At 48.7% G+C, this 19,773-nt stretch carries 23 protein-coding genes; 14 read left to right on the top strand and 9 right to left on the bottom strand.

Features of this window, described 5'->3' with window-relative positions; all coding sequences use genetic code 11:
- Window positions 1-15: 15 nt before the first annotated feature.
- The 5 genes from NIES2104_RS15735 to NIES2104_RS15715 form a co-directional block, all read right to left on the bottom strand.
- Window positions 16-495, bottom strand: coding sequence for a DUF1579 domain-containing protein (locus NIES2104_RS15735; protein ID WP_058999246.1), 480 nt, complete (start codon window positions 493-495; stop codon window positions 16-18).
- 98 nt (window positions 496-593) lie between these two features.
- On the bottom strand, window positions 594-1,859 hold the full coding sequence (locus NIES2104_RS15730; RefSeq protein ID WP_058999245.1) for an RNA polymerase sigma factor: 1,266 nt from the start codon (window positions 1,857-1,859) through the stop codon (window positions 594-596).
- 113 nt (window positions 1,860-1,972) lie between these two features.
- Window positions 1,973-2,344 (bottom strand): VOC family protein, encoded by a 372-nt coding sequence (locus NIES2104_RS15725; RefSeq protein ID WP_058999244.1) that lies wholly within the window; start codon window positions 2,342-2,344, stop codon window positions 1,973-1,975.
- Between the two features lie 57 nt (window positions 2,345-2,401).
- Window positions 2,402-3,586, bottom strand: a complete 1,185-nt coding sequence (locus NIES2104_RS15720; protein WP_058999243.1) for an RNA-guided endonuclease TnpB family protein — start codon at window positions 3,584-3,586, stop codon at window positions 2,402-2,404.
- 2 nt (window positions 3,587-3,588) lie between these two features.
- A complete protein-coding gene (locus NIES2104_RS15715; RefSeq protein WP_192843593.1) occupies window positions 3,589-3,774 on the bottom strand; it encodes a hypothetical protein in 186 nt (61 codons plus the stop codon).
- A gap of 362 nt (window positions 3,775-4,136) precedes the next feature.
- On the opposite strand from NIES2104_RS15715, the gene NIES2104_RS15710 reads away from it, so the two are divergent.
- Window positions 4,137-5,453 carry an IS4 family transposase gene (locus tag NIES2104_RS15710; RefSeq protein ID WP_058999241.1) on the top strand — a complete coding sequence of 439 codons (1,317 nt, stop codon included), beginning with the start codon at window positions 4,137-4,139 and terminating at the stop codon, window positions 5,451-5,453.
- Complete coding sequence (locus tag NIES2104_RS15705; RefSeq protein WP_058999240.1) at window positions 5,441-6,091, top strand: TipAS antibiotic-recognition domain-containing protein; 651 nt, start codon at window positions 5,441-5,443, stop codon at window positions 6,089-6,091. Before NIES2104_RS15710 ends, NIES2104_RS15705 begins: the two co-directional genes overlap by 13 nt.
- Here NIES2104_RS15705 and blaOXA read toward each other — a convergent pair.
- Complete coding sequence (gene blaOXA / locus NIES2104_RS15700; RefSeq protein ID WP_058999239.1) at window positions 6,044-6,967, bottom strand: class D beta-lactamase; 924 nt, start codon at window positions 6,965-6,967, stop codon at window positions 6,044-6,046. The two genes, NIES2104_RS15705 and blaOXA, sit on opposite strands and share 48 nt — an antisense overlap.
- 130 nt (window positions 6,968-7,097) lie before the next feature.
- Here blaOXA and NIES2104_RS15695 point away from each other — a divergent pair, with 130 nt between their 5' ends.
- A complete protein-coding gene (locus NIES2104_RS15695; RefSeq protein ID WP_058999238.1) occupies window positions 7,098-7,649 on the top strand; it encodes a GNAT family N-acetyltransferase in 552 nt (183 codons plus the stop codon).
- Between the two features lie 151 nt (window positions 7,650-7,800).
- Here NIES2104_RS15695 and NIES2104_RS31825 read toward each other — a convergent pair whose 3' ends face one another.
- Together NIES2104_RS31825 and NIES2104_RS32680 are read right to left on the bottom strand one after the other, a co-directional pair.
- Window positions 7,801-7,947: a hypothetical protein gene (locus NIES2104_RS31825; RefSeq protein WP_156426968.1), complete on the bottom strand. Its 147-nt coding sequence runs from the start codon at window positions 7,945-7,947 to the stop codon at window positions 7,801-7,803.
- A 66-nt stretch (window positions 7,948-8,013) separates the two neighbouring features.
- Window positions 8,014-8,706, bottom strand: coding sequence for a TetR/AcrR family transcriptional regulator (locus tag NIES2104_RS32680; protein ID WP_225895314.1), 693 nt, complete (start codon window positions 8,704-8,706; stop codon window positions 8,014-8,016).
- 184 nt (window positions 8,707-8,890) lie between these two features.
- On the opposite strand from NIES2104_RS32680, the gene NIES2104_RS15685 reads away from it, so the two are divergent.
- The 8 genes from NIES2104_RS15685 to NIES2104_RS15650 all read left to right on the top strand — a co-directional run bounded on the left by NIES2104_RS15685 (window position 8,891) and on the right by NIES2104_RS15650 (window position 17,180).
- A complete protein-coding gene (locus tag NIES2104_RS15685) occupies window positions 8,891-9,748 on the top strand; it encodes an SDR family oxidoreductase (RefSeq protein ID WP_058999236.1) in 858 nt (285 codons plus the stop codon).
- A 330-nt stretch (window positions 9,749-10,078) separates the two neighbouring features.
- On the top strand, window positions 10,079-10,843 hold the full coding sequence (locus NIES2104_RS15680; protein WP_225895249.1) for an AraC family transcriptional regulator: 765 nt from the start codon (window positions 10,079-10,081) through the stop codon (window positions 10,841-10,843).
- A gap of 90 nt (window positions 10,844-10,933) precedes the next feature.
- Complete coding sequence (locus NIES2104_RS15675; RefSeq protein WP_058999235.1) at window positions 10,934-11,335, top strand: RidA family protein; 402 nt, start codon at window positions 10,934-10,936, stop codon at window positions 11,333-11,335.
- A gap of 59 nt (window positions 11,336-11,394) precedes the next feature.
- Complete coding sequence (locus NIES2104_RS15670; protein ID WP_058999234.1) at window positions 11,395-11,832, top strand: nuclear transport factor 2 family protein; 438 nt, start codon at window positions 11,395-11,397, stop codon at window positions 11,830-11,832.
- A 9-nt stretch (window positions 11,833-11,841) separates the two neighbouring features.
- Complete coding sequence (locus NIES2104_RS15665; RefSeq protein WP_058999233.1) at window positions 11,842-12,723, top strand: NAD(P)H-binding protein; 882 nt, start codon at window positions 11,842-11,844, stop codon at window positions 12,721-12,723.
- Between the two features lie 157 nt (window positions 12,724-12,880).
- A complete protein-coding gene (locus tag NIES2104_RS15660) occupies window positions 12,881-13,672 on the top strand; it encodes an IS5 family transposase (RefSeq protein ID WP_058997871.1) in 792 nt (263 codons plus the stop codon).
- Window positions 13,673-13,817: 145 nt separating this feature from the next.
- Window positions 13,818-16,487 carry a glucosidase gene (locus NIES2104_RS15655; protein WP_058999232.1) on the top strand — a complete coding sequence of 890 codons (2,670 nt, stop codon included), beginning with the start codon at window positions 13,818-13,820 and terminating at the stop codon, window positions 16,485-16,487.
- Window positions 16,488-16,559: 72 nt separating this feature from the next.
- Window positions 16,560-17,180, top strand: a complete 621-nt coding sequence (locus tag NIES2104_RS15650) for a TetR/AcrR family transcriptional regulator (protein WP_058999231.1) — start codon at window positions 16,560-16,562, stop codon at window positions 17,178-17,180.
- Between the two features lie 64 nt (window positions 17,181-17,244).
- On the opposite strand, the gene NIES2104_RS15645 is transcribed toward NIES2104_RS15650, so the two are convergent.
- A complete protein-coding gene (locus tag NIES2104_RS15645) occupies window positions 17,245-17,973 on the bottom strand; it encodes a LuxR C-terminal-related transcriptional regulator (RefSeq protein ID WP_058999230.1) in 729 nt (242 codons plus the stop codon).
- A gap of 99 nt (window positions 17,974-18,072) precedes the next feature.
- On the opposite strand from NIES2104_RS15645, the gene NIES2104_RS15640 reads away from it, so the two are divergent.
- The 3 genes from NIES2104_RS15640 to NIES2104_RS15630 all read left to right on the top strand — a co-directional run bounded on the left by NIES2104_RS15640 (window position 18,073) and on the right by NIES2104_RS15630 (window position 19,727).
- Window positions 18,073-18,741 carry a DJ-1/PfpI family protein gene (locus tag NIES2104_RS15640; RefSeq protein WP_058999229.1) on the top strand — a complete coding sequence of 223 codons (669 nt, stop codon included), beginning with the start codon at window positions 18,073-18,075 and terminating at the stop codon, window positions 18,739-18,741.
- 87 nt (window positions 18,742-18,828) lie between these two features.
- Window positions 18,829-19,275: a DUF6220 domain-containing protein gene (locus tag NIES2104_RS15635; protein WP_058999228.1), complete on the top strand. Its 447-nt coding sequence runs from the start codon at window positions 18,829-18,831 to the stop codon at window positions 19,273-19,275.
- Window positions 19,272-19,727 carry a 2TM domain-containing protein gene (locus NIES2104_RS15630; RefSeq protein WP_058999227.1) on the top strand — a complete coding sequence of 152 codons (456 nt, stop codon included), beginning with the start codon at window positions 19,272-19,274 and terminating at the stop codon, window positions 19,725-19,727. Before NIES2104_RS15635 ends, NIES2104_RS15630 begins: the two co-directional genes overlap by 4 nt.
- Window positions 19,728-19,773 lie beyond the last annotated feature (46 nt).

The raw sequence follows: 19,773 nt of genomic DNA, 5'->3' as shown, positions 1-19,773 counted from the left end.
AATGTTGATCAGAACTTACCGCTGTCGGCGATAATGCGCGGTCATGAACTGAAGCCAGTTGCCATCATCACCTAGAATCTGCGAAGTCATGATCCGATGATCGTCACTGACGAACTCAATGATGTCCTTGTACTTCGTCATCGCACTCTGACTGAAGTTCGGTCCTTCGGTGTCGAGCGTCAGTACTTTTTCTGTCGCATCCAGCGATCCGTTGTAGATCCACAGATGCGTCATCATAGTGCCAATAAACGTTCCCACAAAGCGATCGCTCTGCGGATCGAACCCCAACGTCATCATTGTCTTTCCAGCACCCCCATCAGGCATTTCACTCACCCCTTCGGCGATGATCCACAGCCCGCCGAGTGATCTGACGACCTCAGTCCCCTGAGTCTTTGATGGCGGTTGATCAGAACTCATACTGTATTCGGCTTCGCTCACCCATTCACCAATCAATTGATCTAACCATTGGTGTTGTTTTTGAGGTTCTATGTGCATTGTTTTTCTCCTACAGTGTTGATTTAATCGGACATCGTTGCCTCTATCTAGTAGTCGTTCGGCGAGACTGGAAATCGACAGCTCAGCAAAAAACTTTTTCAGCCCAATTCTTGCAGGCGTTTTTCCAGAAATCTTCGCTCTGGTTCTTGTTTCACCAGCGCCAGTGCCCGCTGATAGGATGCTCTAGCCTCTGCTGTTCTTCCCAATCGGCGACACAAGTCAGCCCGCGCTGCGTGCGCGAGATGGTAGCTCGATAAATCACCCTGTGCCAGGATTGCATCAATCTGTTGTAGCCCCGCCAAAGCACCATCCCGCATCGCCACCGCGATCGCTCGATTTAAGCCCACGATCGACGATCGCTCAATCTGAAACAGCACATCATACAAAGCAACAATCTGTGCCCAGTCGGTAGCAGTCGCACTCGTGGCTTCAGCATGCACCGCCGCGATCGCAGCCTGAAGGGTATAGGAGCCAAATTTCTGCGACGAGAGCGCCCGGCTTTGCCGTTGCCGCAAGGCTCGCTGCACCAGCGCTTTACCTTCAGCAATATAGTCCTGATTCCAACAGGAGCGATCTTGGTCTTCCAGCAGGATGAGGTCGCCCGTCGAGGAGGTGCGGGCAGTCCGCCGCGATTCTTGCAGCAGCATGAGTGCTAGAAGTCCCATTCCTTCAGCATCCGGTAGAAGCTCTAGCACCAATCGCCCCAATCGAATTGCTTCGGTGGAGAGATCGGCTCGTGTCAACACCTCGCCAGACGAGGCAGCATAGCCCTCGTTAAATACGAGATAAATCACTTGCAGCACCGTGTCTAACCGCTCTGGTAGATCGGCGATCGAGGGCACCTGATATGGAATCCGCGCATCGCGGATCTTTGCTTTCGCCCGTACAATTCGCTGGGCTAGCGTCGAGGGCGCAATCAGGAAAGCATTCGCAATCTCCTCTGTCGTGAGTCCACAGACTTCCCGTAGGGTCAACGCCACTTGCGCTTCTGGTGACAGGGCAGGATGACAGCAGGTGAAGATGAGGCGTAAGCGATCGTCCTCTACGTCCTCGTCATCCTGAGCGGTTTCAATGGGATCGAACTGTTGAGCGAGTTCTGCCAAAGACGCATCGAAGCGGGCGCGACGACGAATGTGATCGATCGCTCTAAACCGACCGACCGAAACCAGCCACGATCGCGGGTTTGCAGGTAGACCGTCACGAGACCATTGCTCTAGCGCCACCGTGAAAGCCTCATGCAGTGCCTCTTCAGCTCGATCAAAGTCGCCTAGTAAGCGGATCAGCGTGGCGAAGACACGACGGGACTCGGTGCGGTAGAGGTCATCCACCTGCTTGTGAATCGGATAGGCGACGTTTTCGTTCATCACAGATTGCTGACTCCTCAGTTCACAGAACCGATCCTGAGCGGCTCAATATTCTAGCGTACCATTCAGAGTAGTACTGAAGAACTTATGGAGGTCAATTCAAATGTTGATCTTTATGCAGCTTGATCAGTCATCCATTGAACTAGTTGGAACACAACGCCGTTTGGGTCAGTCACTTGAAAGAACCGTTCGCCCCAAGGTTCAGTCTCGATCGCAGTCGTAATCTCTACTCCATCAGCTTGCAAGCGAACATATTCAGAGTTGATGTGATCTACAACAAAGACAATCACTAACCCATCTGCCCGATGTCCGCTTAGATGAATCGGCTTGAAACTTTTCAGTCCAACTTGCAGAAAAATTAAGTTGAACCCTGCATCCGATCGGAAGAGCGGCACGAAGCCCTCGGCTGACATCTCTTGATTGAAACCAAAGTGTTTTTTGACGGAGTTAGCTGATGCGGTGACATCATCAACACTAAGAGAAATTGCTGAAGCGTTGACACTCCCCGCCCTCCGCTTCGCTAAAGGACGGGGATTCTTGGTTCATCGAATCGACTTGTCTAGCGTTGTTTCCTCGGCTAGATAGCGGTCGGTTTCTCCCCAAGCGTTGATTCCGGTGTGCCCCACCGTATTTAATCCCTTTCTCAGAATGTTCAATGCCGCATTCTGATCTCGGCACAGTTCCGCACCGCACACGCATTGATGTGTGCGGGTGCTGAGCGCCTTTTTCACAATCCGATGACAGCTAGAACATTCTTGACTGGTGTAGTGCGGTGCAACCGCAACGGTCGCACGTCCGTACACTTTGCCAAAATATTCCAGCCATTCTCGGAACTGATACCAACTTGCATCGTTGATGGACTTCGCTAGTTTATGATTTTTCACCATGTTCCGCACTTGAAGATCTTCGTAGGCTACCAAGTCGCTAGACTGAATGACGCATCGTGCGAGTTTTACCGCATGATCTTTACGTTGCCGACTGATCTTCAAGTGTTTACGAGCGAGTTTCTGTCTCGCTTTTTTGTAGTTGTTGGACTGCTTCTGTCCTTTCTTGAACTTCTTAGAAACTCGCTTTTGCAGTCGTTTTAAGGACTTCTCAGCCTTTCTCAAGAAACGCGGATTTTCGGCTTTATTGCCATTAGAATCCGTGTAGAAGTGCAGCAATCCAACATCTAAGCCTAGAGTCTGTTTGGTTGGCTCTAGTTCGATACTGCGCTCCACATCCACGATGAACTGAGCGTAGTATCCGTCTGCACGTCTGACCAGTCGCAACCGCTTGATTTGATTCGGCTGGTAGAAGTGCAAATCGTGAGTTCCGACAAGCTCCAATTTTCCAATCTCAAAGCCGTCCGTCAGGTTGATATACTTCCTGTCTTCAGACAGTTTGTAGCCCGTGGTCTTGTACTCCACGGAATGACCTCTACGCTTGAATCGGGGAAAGCCCTTCTTGCCGGGAATCTGCTTTTTGCAGTTGGAATAGAAGCGCGAAATTGCAGCCCACGCTCGATCTGCACTCGCTTGACGCGCCATCGAATTGAGCTTTCCAGCCCATTCAAAGTCTTTTGCTAAGACCTTACAGTAGGCGGATAGCTTGTATTTATCGATGCCTTGATTATCCGTCCAGTACCGAATACAAGAATTGCGGACAAACAAAGCCGTCCGAATCGCATTATCAATGCGTTCGTATTGCTCCTGTTTTCCGCGTAGCTTGTATTCGAGTACTAGCATGATTAAAGTTGATACTGCCTTTCGATTTCTCGTCCCTGTTCAAAAAAGTTCGATAGCTCCTCTCTGCCGAGTGTTGATAAATCGACCCAGCGATCCACTCCGAGGATGTCACTCAAAGACCGCCTTGCCTCTCCCAGCGTGATGACAGATAAATTTGCTTGATACTCCTTTCCGACATCAATCGCCATTTGTTGTTGTTTCTCGTCTAGGAACATTAAATTTGACCTTGATTATGCTTGAACTGTAGCGTAAACAAAAGCTGAAATCAAGCAATTGCTTACGATTTTGCTCTTGCTTTGGCGATTCCTCATCAGTGTGAGTCGCTGATGTTTTGTTTGGGCAAAAGCACACATTAATTCGTCATGCGCCCTGCCTTATATCCCCGGCGTAAACGCCTACCCTGTACACACAACTCGGCTTAAACTACAAATGATCAAATTTCAGCGAGAAGACTAATGGAGAACCCAATTCTGATTCATGCTCGACAGACACGAGGAGCCGCATTTGGCGATGTGCGGTTGGAAAAAAGGGGGCGGCATTGTACGAATCGATGTGCGCCCACGAATCGGTGAACATCCGGCAGATTAGTGCAAGTCGAGCGGAACAGGTGGGATACTACCGATTTTTGGAGAATGAAGCGGTGAGTGTTGGAGAGTTAGTCAAAAGCCTTGCTGAACAGTGTGAGCAGCAAGTTGAAGGGCAGCATGTCCTCGCCATCAGTGACACGAGTGAGATTAACTTAAGCGCGAACGCGGGACGACTGAAACCCGATGACATCGGGTGGGTGGGCAATCACGAAGAACTCGGATTCTATATCCATCCGACCTTAGTGTTAAATGCGGGAAGTGGATTTCCACTCGGACTCAGTGCGGTGCAAGTCTGGCATCGTCCGACTGAACGACTCGATAAGCGCAGTCGCAAGTACAAACAGTTAGCGATTGAGGACAAGGAATCGTACAAGTGGGTCAAAGCCGCGACAGCAAGCAAGTCAGCGCTGCAAACTGCCACCGAGGTGACGGATATCGGCGACAGTGAATCCGATATCTATGAGGTGTGGAGTACGGTTACAACCGAAAAGACGCATTTGTTAATTCGGGCTTGCCAAGATCGCACCCTTGCGAATCAGGAGTTGATGTTGTTTGACTACTTGAGTCAGCAACCGTGTGAAGGCACGTACAATCTAAAGATTGCTGCTGATCCGCGACAAGGGCGCAAAGCGCGAGAAGCCTGGATCGCCGTGCGGTGTGCTTCGGTACATCTGCAACGACCTGCCCGATTACACGGTAGCGAGTACCCACCTTCCACTCGCTTGTATGCGGTGGAAGCTCAAGAAATCCAACCGCCTGCTGGACAATCTGCTATCCACTGGCGCTTACTCACCACGCATCCGGTGGTTTGCTTTGAGCAAGCCTTACAAATCATTGAGTGGTATCGGTGGCGCTGGTGGATTGAACAACTCTTTACGGTACTCAAACAACCCGGACTCCAGATCGAAGAGACTCAACTCGAATCGGGCAAAGCGATCCAGTGTTTGTGCGTGATGGCGCTCTCTGTGGCGCTGCGAGTGCTTCAGTTAGTCGAAGGTCGCCAAGACCAAACTCAGCCTGCTCATCGCGTACTGTCGGAGCCACAGCAGCAGTGTTTAGCTCAGATTGCACCCAAGCTTTCTGGACACACAGCCAAGCAGCAAAATCCGCATCCACCGATGACGCTGGCTTGGGCAGCGTGGTGCATTGCCCGTTTGGGAGGATGGTCAGGCTATCAAAGCCAGTCCCCGCCTGGAATTGCCACGATGCTACGCGGACTCCAACAGTTTGAATCGATTTTTCAAGGATGGAGGTTAGCACAAGATGTGTGTACAGGGTAGCTGATCGCACAGGGGCTGGCTACCGCGTCTATGGACAAGCTGACATCATTCGCTTACAGCAAATTGTTTCCTTGCGACAGATTGGCTTTTCTTTAGACCAGATCCGGGATTGTCTAGAACAAGAGCAGTTTTCACCGCAGCATGTAGTGCAATTGCATCTGTCTCAATTGAAAGAACAGATCGCACTCCAACAGCGGCTTTACACCCAGCTAGAAGCCATTTCGGCTCATTTACAAGCGGCTGAACCAATCTCAATTCAAGCATTTATCCAAATTATCAAGGTGACAACCATGATTGGAAAATACTACACGTCAGAACAACAGGACTATCTCAAAACGAGAGCGGAACAGATCGGACAAGAGCGAATTCGGCAAGTCGAGGCAGAATGGCAAGATCTGAACGAGCAAGCCCGTACTGCAATGGCGAACGGAATTGATCCATCCGATGAATCGGTGCAAGTTCTGGCGCGACGATGCAGATCGCTAATCGAAGAACTCACAGGCGGCGATCCTGAAATTGCGCGATCGCTAAACACTATGTATCAGCAAGAAAGAGCCGAAACTGCCAGCCGAGGTGCAGTCGATACTGCTTTAGCTGCGTACATGAGCCGTGCGATGCAAAGAATCAAGCAGTCCTAATGCTTTGAAGCTCCGGCGAGTCAGTTCTAATCGCTGAGGAGCTTCTTTTGCACTGGGCATGATGATATTCGTCGCAAAGAAGTACACATTGTTATTTTGTTCTAAATACCCAACAATCCAACCAACGTTGGGCTTCACCGAATCGATCCAGCCTGTCTTACCTCTCAAAGTATAGTTTGGAGTGCGCTCGATAATCATGATGTCTTTGACGAGATCGGTCGTGCGTTGTGAAAAGGGTAAATCGTTGCGCTCCAAGCGTTGCAGAAATTCGATCTGCTGCTTGGGCGTGGTTTGGAGCGGTCCATCTAACCAGAAATGATCAACCCGGTTCTCGGCTCCAATTTGACGGTTGCCATAGTTGACTTGCTGCACAAACTTTTGCATTCGTTCATGCCCATTTTTTCGTGCTAGCACTTGATAAAACCAGACCGTAGAATCCTTGAAGGCTTGACGCAGATTCGTATCGCGATTCCAAGCTGGAATCGATCGCGCGATGCCATCCCAAGTGAGCACAGTGACATCATCTCGAATCGTCCCTATTTCAAGTGAGATTAAAGCATTCAGGATTTTGAAGGTGCTGCCAGGGAAGAAAGCGGTGGTATTGCGTGAGGGGTTGTGTTCATAGAAGCGATCGCGGTTTTTATCGTAGATGACGATCGCCCCGTCGATGCCTAAATCTTGGAAGGCTTTGCTGAGACTGGGAGCCTGTGTCATCTGAATTTGCTCAGTTTGATGCGATCGTGTAACTGCGATTGCATTAGGTTGAGTGGCGAGCGTGCAAATTGCTAAACTACAAAGCAATAGCAGCGCAAGGCTAGAAACAGTCAGGAACCCCAGTTTGAGCCGTTTGCCTAAAGCAGCTTTGATTCTACGCATTGTTTCTTGATCCTGAAATTGCAGGCTATGGAATACATCTCAACGTAGAGCGATTCCGGAGAGTTTCAATTTGCCCACGCTACCAGTTGCCTAACACGCTACATTGGATGGGCTGAACATTAGAGCAGATATGGAAATCATCACCCCAAGATTTCTGCTGCGGGATTTCGTTGAGTCTGATCGATCGCAGTTCCTGAACTATCAAGCTGATCCTCGTAGTCAGAGCTTTTACGAACTCAGTGAAGCGAGTTCTGAACATTCAACCCGTTTGTTTGAAACCTTTTGCACCTGGGCTTCTGAGCATCCTCGATTTAACTATCAGCTTGCGATCGTACAACGGCGTGAACCTGATGTGCTACTTGGCTGCTGCGGACTGCGGAGAAGCGAATGTGATGTAGGGGAGATGGAACTGGGAATTGAGCTTGCGCCCGACTATTGGGGGCGCTATGCCTACGCGATCGAGGTGGGACGCGCTCTGCTCGATTTTGGTTTTAGGGAACTCCAGTTAAAGGCGATCACTGGCTCTACGGTGAGTGCGAATGTGCGGATTGCTCGGTTGGCGGAGTGGAGCGGTGCAGAAGTCGTTGCGGTTCGTCCGGGTTCTGCTTGGATGATGGAGCGAGGATGGAACGAGGTGGATTGGCGAATTACGAGAGCGCAATGGGAGCGTCGCCAGCGTTAGGGTTGCAGTCGGTTCGATCAAGCAGAGTTGGAATGGGTTGATTGTTTCTAGCTTGAAGAGTGCGATCGCGATTGGAAGGAGTGCGATCAGTGAAAATGCAGATAACGGTGCAATTCTGCCGCCTACCTCATGGCACAATTGCAATCTACCTCTACCACTCTAATTTGATCTTAACTGGGTTCTCAGACTCCTCTAGCGGTTCAAATTTTTTGATAATCATGCTAGTTGAGGGAAATGCGATCGGGCTAGGTTCAGGGCTTGCAGTAATCGATTGAGGCGAATCGGGAACCGGGGACATATCACGAGTCCAGTAAAGGAAACCCGCGAAGAGCGTGAAAAACAGAACGAATACTACTTTTTTCGATCACTGACTTTTTCGCTGTTGTCGCAGTTGGTCGATTTGTTGGTAAGCTTGATGCTCCAAATTGCGCGGCATAATTGTTTCTTCTAGAATTCGTCGGTTAAAACGAGTTCTGTCTGTCGGAGTAGCGCTTATGCAATTACAAGCCGTTTCCGATGAAATAAAGGGTGCCCAGTAGAAAGGATGCGAAAAGTCTGAACGCGATCGCACGATCAACGGTGGTGTATCTCGTTCTAATCCTGCTCGTTGGGGCGCATCTTTCGCAGTCAGTTTACCTTGCAATAAACTGAGTTGTGCCTGTCGGATCGCTTCGGATTTTGTTATCGGCTGATTCGAGGTTGCAAGATGCCGATAAAACTGCTGCATCAGCAAGCTAGTACTGGCATCATTTCCTGCCAAAGAGATGCTAGAACTGCTTTCGCTTTCGCTTGAAGAAACCTGATAAGCTTGCTGTCCCTCAGCGTACTGTTTGAACTGCCCAAGTAGTTCTCCAATGTTTCTATAGATATTAGCTTGTGCCGATCGATTTTCTAATTGTCGCGCGATCGCTAATGCCTGCTGCTGTGTCGCGATCGCTTCTTTGCTTGAAAAATACTGATATAGCGAACCAATATTGATCCCTGCCCATTCTGCAATCTGATCGGTGTTGGCGGTATCGTATCCAGTTTCGGTCAAAATGTGAGTGGTGGCAGTCAGAATCGCTTCGACGGTTTCTTCAGCGCGGCAATCTTTGGGGAGTATTGGGAGGTTTGCGAGACATTGGAGTGTAGGAATGAAATGCGAGTTGTTGAGTTGGAATAACGCACTTAAAATATGAGTTATCGCTCACATTCTATTCGATCAAGCTTATCTCTCAGAAAATTCTAGGAGGACGATTCCGATGATTCTGATCACAGGTGCTACCGGAAACAATGGACTAGAGATTCTCAAGCGTCTAGTGACAAAAGACCTGCCCGTTCGTGCAATGGTTCGCGATCGTAATCGTGCTACTGCAATCAACGCACTCCCCAACATTGAGATCATAGAGGGAGATTTCGACCATCCAGAAACTCTGTTGAAGGCGTTAGCAGGCGTAGAGCGAGCGTTTCTGCTGACCAACTCGACCGAATACGCCGAGGCTCAACAGTTGGCGTTTGTCAAGGCAGCTCAGCAAAGTGGAGTTAAACACATTGTTAAGCTCTCACAGTACGCCGCTAATGCTGATTCTTCGATACGCTATCTGCGCTACCATGCAGCCGTTGAAGCGGCAATTCAAGCCTCTGGCGTGCCTTATACTTTTCTCCGTCCGAACTTGTTTATGCAGGGCTTGTTGAATTTTCGATCGACGATCGCAACCCAAAACGCTTTTTACGCTGCGATCGGGGATGCAAAGGTGAGCATTGTCGATGTGCGCGATATTGCAGATGTAGCGGTCGCTGCGTTAACTGAATCGGGTCATGAAGGCAAGATTTACAATCTCACCGGACCGGAAGCGTTGACCCATGCTGAAATGGCAGAACACTTGTCCACCGCGCTGGGTCGTCAGATTACGTTTACGGACATTCCCCCCGTAGCGATGCGAGAAGCGGTCATTGGCTTCGGAATGCCAGAGTGGCAAGCGGACGGATTGCTAGAAGATTACGCCCACTATCGGCGGGATGAGGCATCGGCGATCGCGCCCGGCGTACAAGATGCAACGGGTAAAGCACCTCGCCGATTTGAGGACTTTGCTCGTGACTATGCAACTGCATTTAGCTGATAATCCCTTGGAGATTCACGATTACCAGAAACCATCGTAAAACCAGTCGCCGTTACCAAGTCCTAAGCCGTGAGTTAAAAGCAGTGATGTTCTTGAGCGGCGATCAGGTCGTCATAAAATATCTCCAATGAGTCAGGCAAGCCGAAGCTGATGATAAGCACCATAAGATATCTCCAATGAATCAGGAAGCCGATGACAAGCAACTTGATAAGCGCGATCGAACTTCAACAACGCTTGAACAAATCCCTCGTCTCCTCCAGTCACTCACTCGGTTGGAGTGGAGTTTTAGTTTAACAATATCAATATCCAAGTTCTTCTACCGTCTGTGAGATGGAGGTTCCGGCTTTATCGGAGCATTGGCTCAACTTACCTCTGGGAAATCCGACTCAATTGACTCAGAAGCGCGACGATCGCTTGCATGAGTCCATCGTTCAAAAGGGTCACAGTATCTTTGTTCCGGCAGGTCAACCCAGCTACTGGCGGGGTGAGGCAAGTGAGACGGATGAGACAATGCTACATATTCACTTGAATCCAGAACTGGTGAGGCAAGTTGCCCAAACCTTTGAGCTTGATCAAATTGATCTGGTCACTTGTTTCTCGCAGCATGATTCGCGCCTCCATCAGATTGCGATGCTGCTTTTGGCTGAACTCAAGTCGGATGGCATCATGGGTCAGCTTTATGTGGAATCACTAACCCAAGTGCTCGTCATTCATCTGCTGCGACACTACTCCACCGCTACGCAGAATATTGCACCTCAGCCCAGCGGTTTAACGACCCGTCAGGTAAGACAAGCGATCGATTATGTTCAGGCTCATCTCGATCGAAACTTATCACTGGCTGAAATTGCAGCAGCAGTTAACATTAGTCCGACCTACTTTTCTAGATTATTCAAACGCGCTACCGGGCGTTCTCCGCATCAGTATGTGATTCAACAGCGGATTGAACGGGCAGAAGAACTGCTGAAGACGACAGATTTAGCGATCGCGAATATTGCTTTACAAGTTGGCTTTTCGAGTCAGAGCCATCTGACACAGCACTTTAAGCGTCTCACGGGTGTTACACCAAAACAGGTTTCTAAGATTACAAGAATCTGATAAATCAGGGTTAGATTCTGATAGAAGTTGCAGGCTAGAACTCTCTACACTTCAGGTATATAAAGAGAGAATCAGAGGTAGAGAAACACAATGAACAAGCCAGAGTTTTTTGTTACCCCTGGTTATGGGGAATACTTGTTGAATGAATTGCATTACTCGCAAGCGGTAAAAATTGGCGATCGAGTGGAAACATCAGGTCAAGGCGGCTGGAATGACGATCTGCAAATTCCCGAATCGCTTGCGGACGAGATTGCTCAGGCGTTTCGGAACATAGAGCGAACCTTGGCGACTGCCGGTGCTGCTTGGGAGAATGTTGTCCATATCAATTCCTACCATGTTGGAGGGTTTCCCCCAGAAGTTAACGATGTGATGGTCAAGCTATATCGCCATTACATGCCCAACCACGCTCCAATTTGGACACAGGTAGGAGTCACGGCTCTTGGACTTCCAACGATGCGGATTGAAATCCGCGTGACTGCAATTGTTCCGTAAGTTCCGCATAAGCAACAGCGCTGCCCTACACATTTTCGCTTAACCAACCGACACGAGATATGGAACAGAATTCGATCGCTCAAGTTTTTGCCGCTCATCTCGCATTAATCGGAACAGATATTGAGGCATGGTCTGACCTCTTGGCTGAAGATGCAGTTGTAGAATTTCCCTATGCTCCCGCTCTAGGTTCACCGAGCCGATTAGAAGGCAAACCTGCGATCTACAGCCACATGAAGAACGCAGTCGCGCAATTGCAAAATTGGGTCTTTACGGATGTTCGTCAATATCAAACACTGATTCCAAATGTTCTATTTGCTGAATTTCATGGGGAAGCTATGTTTGTGGCGACGGGTCAGCCCTATCAGCAAGACTATGTGGTGCGACTAGAAACAAAGAATGGAAAGATTATTCACTACCGCGAATACTGGAATCCGGTTCCGATACTTGAAATAGTGGGCAGCAGCGGAACTGCTTTTCCATTAAATCCAAACTCATAGAGAACAAAGATGAAAATTGTAATCGCAGCCGCATCTGGCAACATTGGACGACGCATCGCAGAAAAAGTCATCCAGGCAGGAGCCGAAACGATTCTCTTAGCCCGCCATCCAGAAAAGTTGGCGGATCTCGTCGCTCAAGGTGCGACCGTTCAACCGATCAGCAGCGACGATGCTCAAGGATTGATAGAGATCACCCAGCAGGCAGATGCTTTGTTTTGGCTAACACCACCAAAGCTTGATGCGCCTAACATGAGAGATTGGTATCTTCAAACCGCAGAGGCGGGCGCGATCGCAGTATCCGAAAATAACATTCCGCGAGTCGTGAACATTTCCAGCATTGGTGCGGGCGCAAAACCAAACCTGGGTACAGTCTCATTTGGTGGAACGGTTGAATCAATCTTCAATCAAACGGCTGCCAATGTCGTTCACTTACGTCCTGGTTATTTTATGGAGAATTTCCTGGCGCAAATCGAGACGATCCAACGCGATCGCACCGTTCGATTTCCTTATCCGAGTGACCATGATATTCCCTGGATTAGCACGGATGATATCGGGGATGTAGCAGCACAATATCTTCTGGATCAGCGATGGGCAGGACAGTGGATTCGTAATCTGATGGGACCCGAAAATCTAACATTGCTTGAAGCATCTGCTATCTTGTCGCGAGTGCTGGGCTATTCGATCGAATACACTCAAGTCAGTATCGAATCGCTCCAGCAGCAATTTGTCACAATGGGCGCAACTGCTGAGGTTCGGCACGAAATGGACGATCTGTTCCGTGCGCTTGGCGATCCGGATGGAGTTTATGCCACAGTACGAACTCCGGAAGCAGTAACACCCACAACCTTTGAGCAGTTTGTCAAAAACAAAATCCTTCCGAATCTTCACTAGAAAAACGGTGTTCCGCTCAGACTAACTAAACTGTGGTTGATGCTGGTATCGTCAATCAGTAAACTTAGAGGGTGTTTGAAAAGACAATCAAGGGGGTAAAAAAGCTCTCCGGTTATACGCTGTAGATACATAAAACACACAGCACCGAGAGAGCAACATGAGTAAATCATATCCGAGTAATTTGAGCCATGCTCAATATGAACTGTTGCGAGATTTGCTGCCCGAAGCAAAACCGGGCGGACGACCGCGAGAAGTGGATTTGTGGGAAGTCCTGAATGCGATCTTCTACATTCTGGTTGAAGGGGTGCGTTGGAGATCGTTGCCTGGAGACTTTCCGGCATGGCAAACCGTCTATACCTACTTTCGCAACTGGCGCAAAGATGGAACCTGGATCAACGTTCATGATTGTCTGTATCGTTGCAGTCGGATTGAACAGGGACGGATGCCCAGTCCATCGGAAGCCGTGTTGGATAGTCAGTCGGTGAAAAGCGCTGCGGGTGTCCATGAAGCCGTGGGCTTCGATGCCGGAAAGATCATTAAAGGACGCAAGCGATTTATCACCGTCGATACGCTGGGACTGGTTTTGCGCGTGTTTGTGACTGCTGCTAGCACCCCAGAACGCGAGGGCGGCAAAACGGCGCTGCAACGAGTCCGAAAACAAGGCAAAGCCGTATCTCGATTGCACACGATCTGGGTCGATGGCGGATTTGATGGCGCACCGTTCATGCAGTGGGTCATCAGTATCTGCTATTGGCTTGTCCAGGTCGTCTTACGTCCTGAGCAAACCAAAGGTTTCGTCTTGCTCAAAAAGCGCTGGGTGGTGGAGCGGACAAACGGTTGGATCATGCACTGTCGTCGCTTAGTGCGAGACTATGAGCTACTGCCGGAAACTTCGGAGACTTTTATTTATCTGGCGATGATTCGCATCATGGTGAGGCGTTTGGCATAAAATTTGACCCGATTCAACTTTTAAAACACCCTCTTAGAGCTTTAACGGGATGAAAGTTTCAGCATTTATCTCTGCACAGGTTGCGTACCTCGTGGGGATAGCCAACCTTAATCAACGCTAAAGCAAAAAATTCCAATTCAGAATCATGAGCCAACAAAGTAACGATGCAGAGTCACAGCGACTGATTGAAGAGAGGTTACGTCAACAGAATTGGAAACGCTGGGGACCGTATCTGGCTGAACGGCAGTGGGGCACAGTCCGCGAGGATTATTCGGTAGATGGATCAAGTTGGGACGCGTTTCCTCACGACCATGCTCGCTCTCGCGCCTACCGCTGGGGCGAAGATGGGTTACTGGGAATCTGCGATCGCGAAGGTCGCTTATGTTTTGCACTTGCGCTTTGGAACGAACGCGACCCGATTCTGAAAGAGCGATTATTCGGATTAACGAACACTGAGGGCAACCACGGCGAAGATGTCAAAGAATGCTATTTCTACCTCGATTCCACACCCACGCATTCTTATTTCAAGGCGTTGTACAAGTATCCTCAAGCTGAGTTTCCTTATGCTCAATTGCTCGAAGAAAATCAACGTCGTGGCAGAACTGAGCGAGAGTATGAGCTTCTTGATACAGGCATCTTTGATGATCATCGCTATTTTGATGTCTCGATCGAATATGCCAAAGCTGCACCCGACGATATTTTGATTCGGATTGCGATCGCGAATCGCAGTTCTGAGCTAGCTCGACTGCATGTGCTACCAACCTTGTGGTTCAAGAATACCTGGTCATGGGGCAGAACTGGCGAAGGCTATGAATCAAAGCCACACATTGAATTAAACAATCGTGGCATTGTCGCAACTCATTCAACGCTAGGACAGTTTCACTTCATCGCTCAGCCGCGCTCTGGTCAAGACAGCGTGAAATTTCTATTTACTGAGAATGAAACGAATGTCGATCGCTTGTTTGGTACAGCAAATGCAAGTCCGTATGTTAAAGATGCCTTTCATTCCTACTTAATTCAGAATCAACAGAATGCAATCAATTTGACAAGTGGCACGAAAGCAGCCGCACATTATCTATTAGAGGTCCCACCCGGTGAAACGGTGCTCTTAAAACTACGTTTATCTGCTGAATCAGTTGATCCAGATTTTGGCGAATCGTTTGATCAACTGTTCGAGCAACGTATTCAAGAAGCGGATGAATACTATGCAGTTTTAAGTCAAAATCTCGCTGCTGATGAAGCACGAGTAGCACGTCAAGCTTGTGCTGGATTGCTGTGGTCAAAGCAGTTTTATCACTACGGGGTCGCTGATTGGCTATCTGGCGATCCAACTCAACCGTCTGTGCAGCGTGATGCTCATCCGAATCGAGACTGGGCAAATCACTTGTACAATCGCGATGTGATCTCGATGCCGGATAAGTGGGAATATCCGTGGTATGCCACTTGGGATCTCGCCTTTCACATGATTCCGATGGCAAAAATTGATCCTGATTTTGCTAAGCAGCAGTTGATTTTATTCTTGCGCGAATGGTACATGCACCCGAACGGTGCAATTCCAGCTTATGAATATGGCTTTTCTGATACCAATCCTCCGGTTCATGCTTGGGCATGTTGGCGCGTGTACAAGCTATCGGCTCCGAGAGGTGAGCGCGATCGCGTCTTTCTCGCCCGTACCTTCCACAAACTACTCCTGAACTTTACTTGGTGGGTCAATCGCAAAGATAGCGACGGTAAAAATCTCTTCTCCGGCGGCTTTCTCGGACTTGATAATATTGGATTGTTTGATCGATCACAGCCGCTTCCGACAGGTGGAGAACTCGCCCAAGCAGACGCGACCGCATGGATGGCATTCTACTGCGGCACGATGCTCTCAATAGCGATCGAACTTGCAGCCGAAGATCCAGCTTATGAAGATGTTGCCTCTAAATTCTTTGAGCATTTTATTGCGATCGCGGATGCAATCAATACGTTCGGGGGCACTGGGTTGTGGAACGAGCAAGATGGATTCTACTACGATCAAATTCGTCTCGATGACCAAGATCCCATTCCATTGAAAGTGCGATCGCTGGTTGGATTGCTGCCGATGCTGGCGGTTGAAGTGCTGGAAAAATCGGTGATCGATCGCTTACCCGGTTTTTCCAAACGAATGCAGTGGTTTTTAGAGAATCGTCAAGACTTAGCACAGCGCATCTCCTGTATGCACGGCGATCAGGGGCACGATCGATTATTACTCGCGATTCCATCTCGCGATCGCCTCGTCTGTGTCTTGAAGTATCTATTAGATGAAGCCGAATTTCTCTCGCCCTATGGGATTCGATCCGTGTCTCGCATTCACAAAGATCAGCCGTATTCGCTTTGGGCGGGCGATCAAGAATACCGAGTTGGGTATCTTCCGGGTGAATCAGACAGTGCTTTGTTTGGCGGAAATTCAAATTGGCGCGGTCCGATCTGGTTTCCGATTAACTACTTAATCATCGAAGCGCTTGAACGCTATCACTACTTTTATGGTGATGCGTTCAAAGTTGAGTGTCCCGTTGGCTCAGGACAATGGCTAACGTTAGCAGAAGTGGCGCGAGAATTGGGCGATCGCCTATACCGAATTTTTCGCTCAGACGAATCAGGGCATTGTCCTTGGCAAGGTGAAAGCCAACAGTATGTCACATTAGGTTGGCGCGATTTGACGCTGTTTCACGAACATTTTGATGGCGATACTGGACGCGGACTCGGAGCGAGTCATCAAACCGGGTGGACTGCTTTGATTGCGCGACTCGCGTTTGGAAATCGAGTAGGCATCCGCCTCTCTAGTAGCCGCTAAATATGAGTAATTGCTTGTATGATATGAGTAATTACTTGTGTTTGCCAACTCGCATTTAAGGGAGAGAGTTTGATGCCGCGCAAACGTTCTATTAATCCCCGGAAGCTACCGCAGCAAGACCGTTCTCGCCTGACGGTTGAAGCGATTTTAGAGGCAACAACTCACATTTTGACTCAGGAAGGCTACGACAAAGCCAACACCAATCACATTGCAGAACGAGCTGGAATTAGTATTGGTTCGTTATATCAATACTTCCCGAACAAGGAATCATTGATGGCTGCCTTAATCGAGCAACACTCTAATGAAATCGCTGAATTAGTGGAATCAAAGCTGAAAGATCTAGCCGATGCGCCATTAGAAATCGCGATTCCAGCATTGATAAAAGCGGTGATTGCGGCTCATGCGATCAATCCGGCTCTGCATCAAGTTCTGAGTGAAGAAATTCCGCGTTCAGAACGATCGCAGCAAGTGCAGAAGGCAGATGAACGCATTACAGAATTACTCCGGGCGTATCTTGCACGGTGGAGCGATCGCATTCGTCCCCAAAATCTTGAGATGACGGTTTTCATCTTGAGTCGCACGATCGAGTCGTTGTGTCATTCAGCCGTGATTGAGCAACCCGGTTTTATAAGCAAGCATCAATTTGAGCAGGAGGTGGCGAATCTGATCCTGCTCTACCTAATTGGTGCTTGATGCGATCGTTACCTTCTGATTCTGACAAGTCGCTTTCAAACGACTGCCGCAACTTTATGCCGATCTACACAGCAATCCGCTCGGCATAAAGTTGTGCAACCATTTCTGCACGAGATGAAACCCCAAGCTTACGGAACATTCGCTTCAGAGCCTGCTTGACAGAATTCTCAGCGATCCAAAGTTCGTTACCAATTTCCGCATTGGTTCGCCCTAAACTCACCAACTCAGCAATTTGTAATTCACGAGCCGTTAAAAGATTGCTTCTAAATAACGGGTGCTGTATCTTTCCTGTGTTGCCTGATCTGCCTGAATACGCTTCACGAACGCTAACATCAGCATGAGAACGAGTTGTGGCAGTCCAAGCGGACAAATGCAGACAAATTCCGCTCAAATCGGCTAGATTCTGTGTGTCAAAAGCAGGCATCGACTTATCACGGGTGCAGCCGACCACCCCGACTAATTGACCGTGACTCACAATCGGTCCTGCCATGACGTGCCAATGATCAGGACGGGGACAAACGATCGCCCATGCTTTGGGGGAGGTCACCAATCCTTCATGGACGGGCGTATGTCGCTCTGTTAAGTAACGGGCAACTGGATTATGTTCGACAGAGAGCGCAACTTTCAGAACTTTCTGAAGATTCTTATCCGCTAAAATCTGGTCAAAAAAGAAGATTCCCGATCGCTTCGCTGCAAAGTACTCGCCGATCTTAGGAGCAAGGTGCGATCGCAAGCTGTTTTCATTTTCTGCCTGATGAATTTCTTCAAATAAAAGCTTCAAGGGAATGCTCATGGCGGTGAAAAGAGTACTCGATCGAGGACTAGGCGAGGTCGGTTGTTACTTCTAGTATAAGAACAGATTGAATCTCAAGCGCCTAAAGGAAATAAATTTATGACTGACTCACAGAAACACATCATTGGTTTGATATTTTACCCCGGCATGACATCGTTAGACATTGTGGGACCGCAGCAAGTGTTTAGTGCGCTGCCGGGTATCCAAATTTATCGGATCTGGAAAACGTTAGATCCCATTCAGACCGATGATGGCATGATGGTTTTGCCGGACACTACCTTTGAAAATTGCCCGTCCTTAGATGTCATTTGTGTCGGCGGCGGCTTAGAACAGCGGGCAATTGTAGACGATTCGGAGGTGATTGAGTTTTTCCGAAAACAAGGCAGGACTGCAAAGTTTATCACCTCTGTGTGTGGCGGGTCGGAGTTTTTGGCGAAAGCCGGATTGCTACAGGGGTATCGAGCAGCGACGCACTGGGGAATGCGCGAACACATGATGGCAAATCTGGGCGTTGAGGTGGGAACCGAGCGTGTCGTTGTCGATCGCAATCGCATCACGGGTGGAGGGGTGACCGCCGGGATCGATTTTGGTTTGACGATCGCGAGTATCCTTTACGGTGAGGAAACCGCCAAGATTGTTCAATTATTGCTGGAGTACGATCCTGCTCCACCGTTTGATGTCGGTTCGCCCGAAAAAGCTGGTCCTGAGCTAGTGAATAAAGCGCTCCTCTTTATGCAGGGAGCCTCGAATTTAGAGCTAGCAAAATAAGCAAATTGATTGGGGATGCTGTTTCTCTAGATTGTTCTCAAACAGCATCCTTCAATCTACAGGATTAATCCACACGAGTAGCTCACTATGACAATCAATCTTCCCTCTAAACACCAGCAATCCTCTAAACCCTGGACTCAAATTGGCTTTCTGGCGATCGCTATTTTATTTAACCTCTGCCTGGTTGCCCAACTCTTAACCGTTGGGTTAGCAGTTTTCTATGATCCGACTTGGTGGAGCATTCACGTTTGGTTAGTTCGTAGCTATGCTGGATTAGCAGTACTGCTATTCATCGATTTATTGATCGAGCCTTTTCCTCGCAAAATCAAAGGGCTGACAGGAGTTCTAGTTGTACTACTCGCGCTGCAATTTATCACAGGTCACTTCAATCATCCCTTACCTTTAGGTGTACTTCACCCACTGGTCGGATTCTCTTTATTCACAGCCTCAACGACGTTAGTTCATCTCGTTTGGCGTGAGATGTTTAAACAGTCAGATCCCGTTGTCAATTCATCAGCAAATCACTTGACATGAACATTGTAAAACAATCATCAACTCGCTCGTATCGCCAAGAAGATGTCCGTGAGATTCTGAATATTGCGCTAGCAGAACACTCACATGTTAGTACTGAGCTATCCTATGATCAGTTGCTAGAAATCGCCCAAGAACTCAGCATTACTCCCGACCTAATCGAGTTTGCTCAAAGTCAGTGGCTCGATCGACAAAAAGTCATTCAGAAAAATCGAGCCTTTCAAGCCTATCGACGCTCCAAACTTCAAGAGCGATTGACTAAATACGCGATCGTCAATTCCTGCTTGATCGCATTAAACTTACTCACTGGGTTTGGTGTTCCCTGGTCGTTATACGTCCTCATTTCCTGGGGTCTGGTGCGCGGTGTGGACGCATGGCGGGTCTTTTTCCAACGTCAGGGATATACCTACGATCGCGCTTTTCAGAAATGGGAATACCAACAACAAAAGATGTAGAAAGTGTTGGATGCGTAGATATTCACGTTTCCATACAGACTGAACA

Source organism: Leptolyngbya sp. NIES-2104 (genome assembly GCF_001485215.1).
Classification (GTDB): Bacteria; Cyanobacteriota; Cyanobacteriia; order Leptolyngbyales; family Leptolyngbyaceae; genus Leptolyngbya.
The sequence above is the reverse complement of the archived record's forward strand: the minus strand, read 5'-3'. Positions and strand labels throughout refer to the sequence as shown.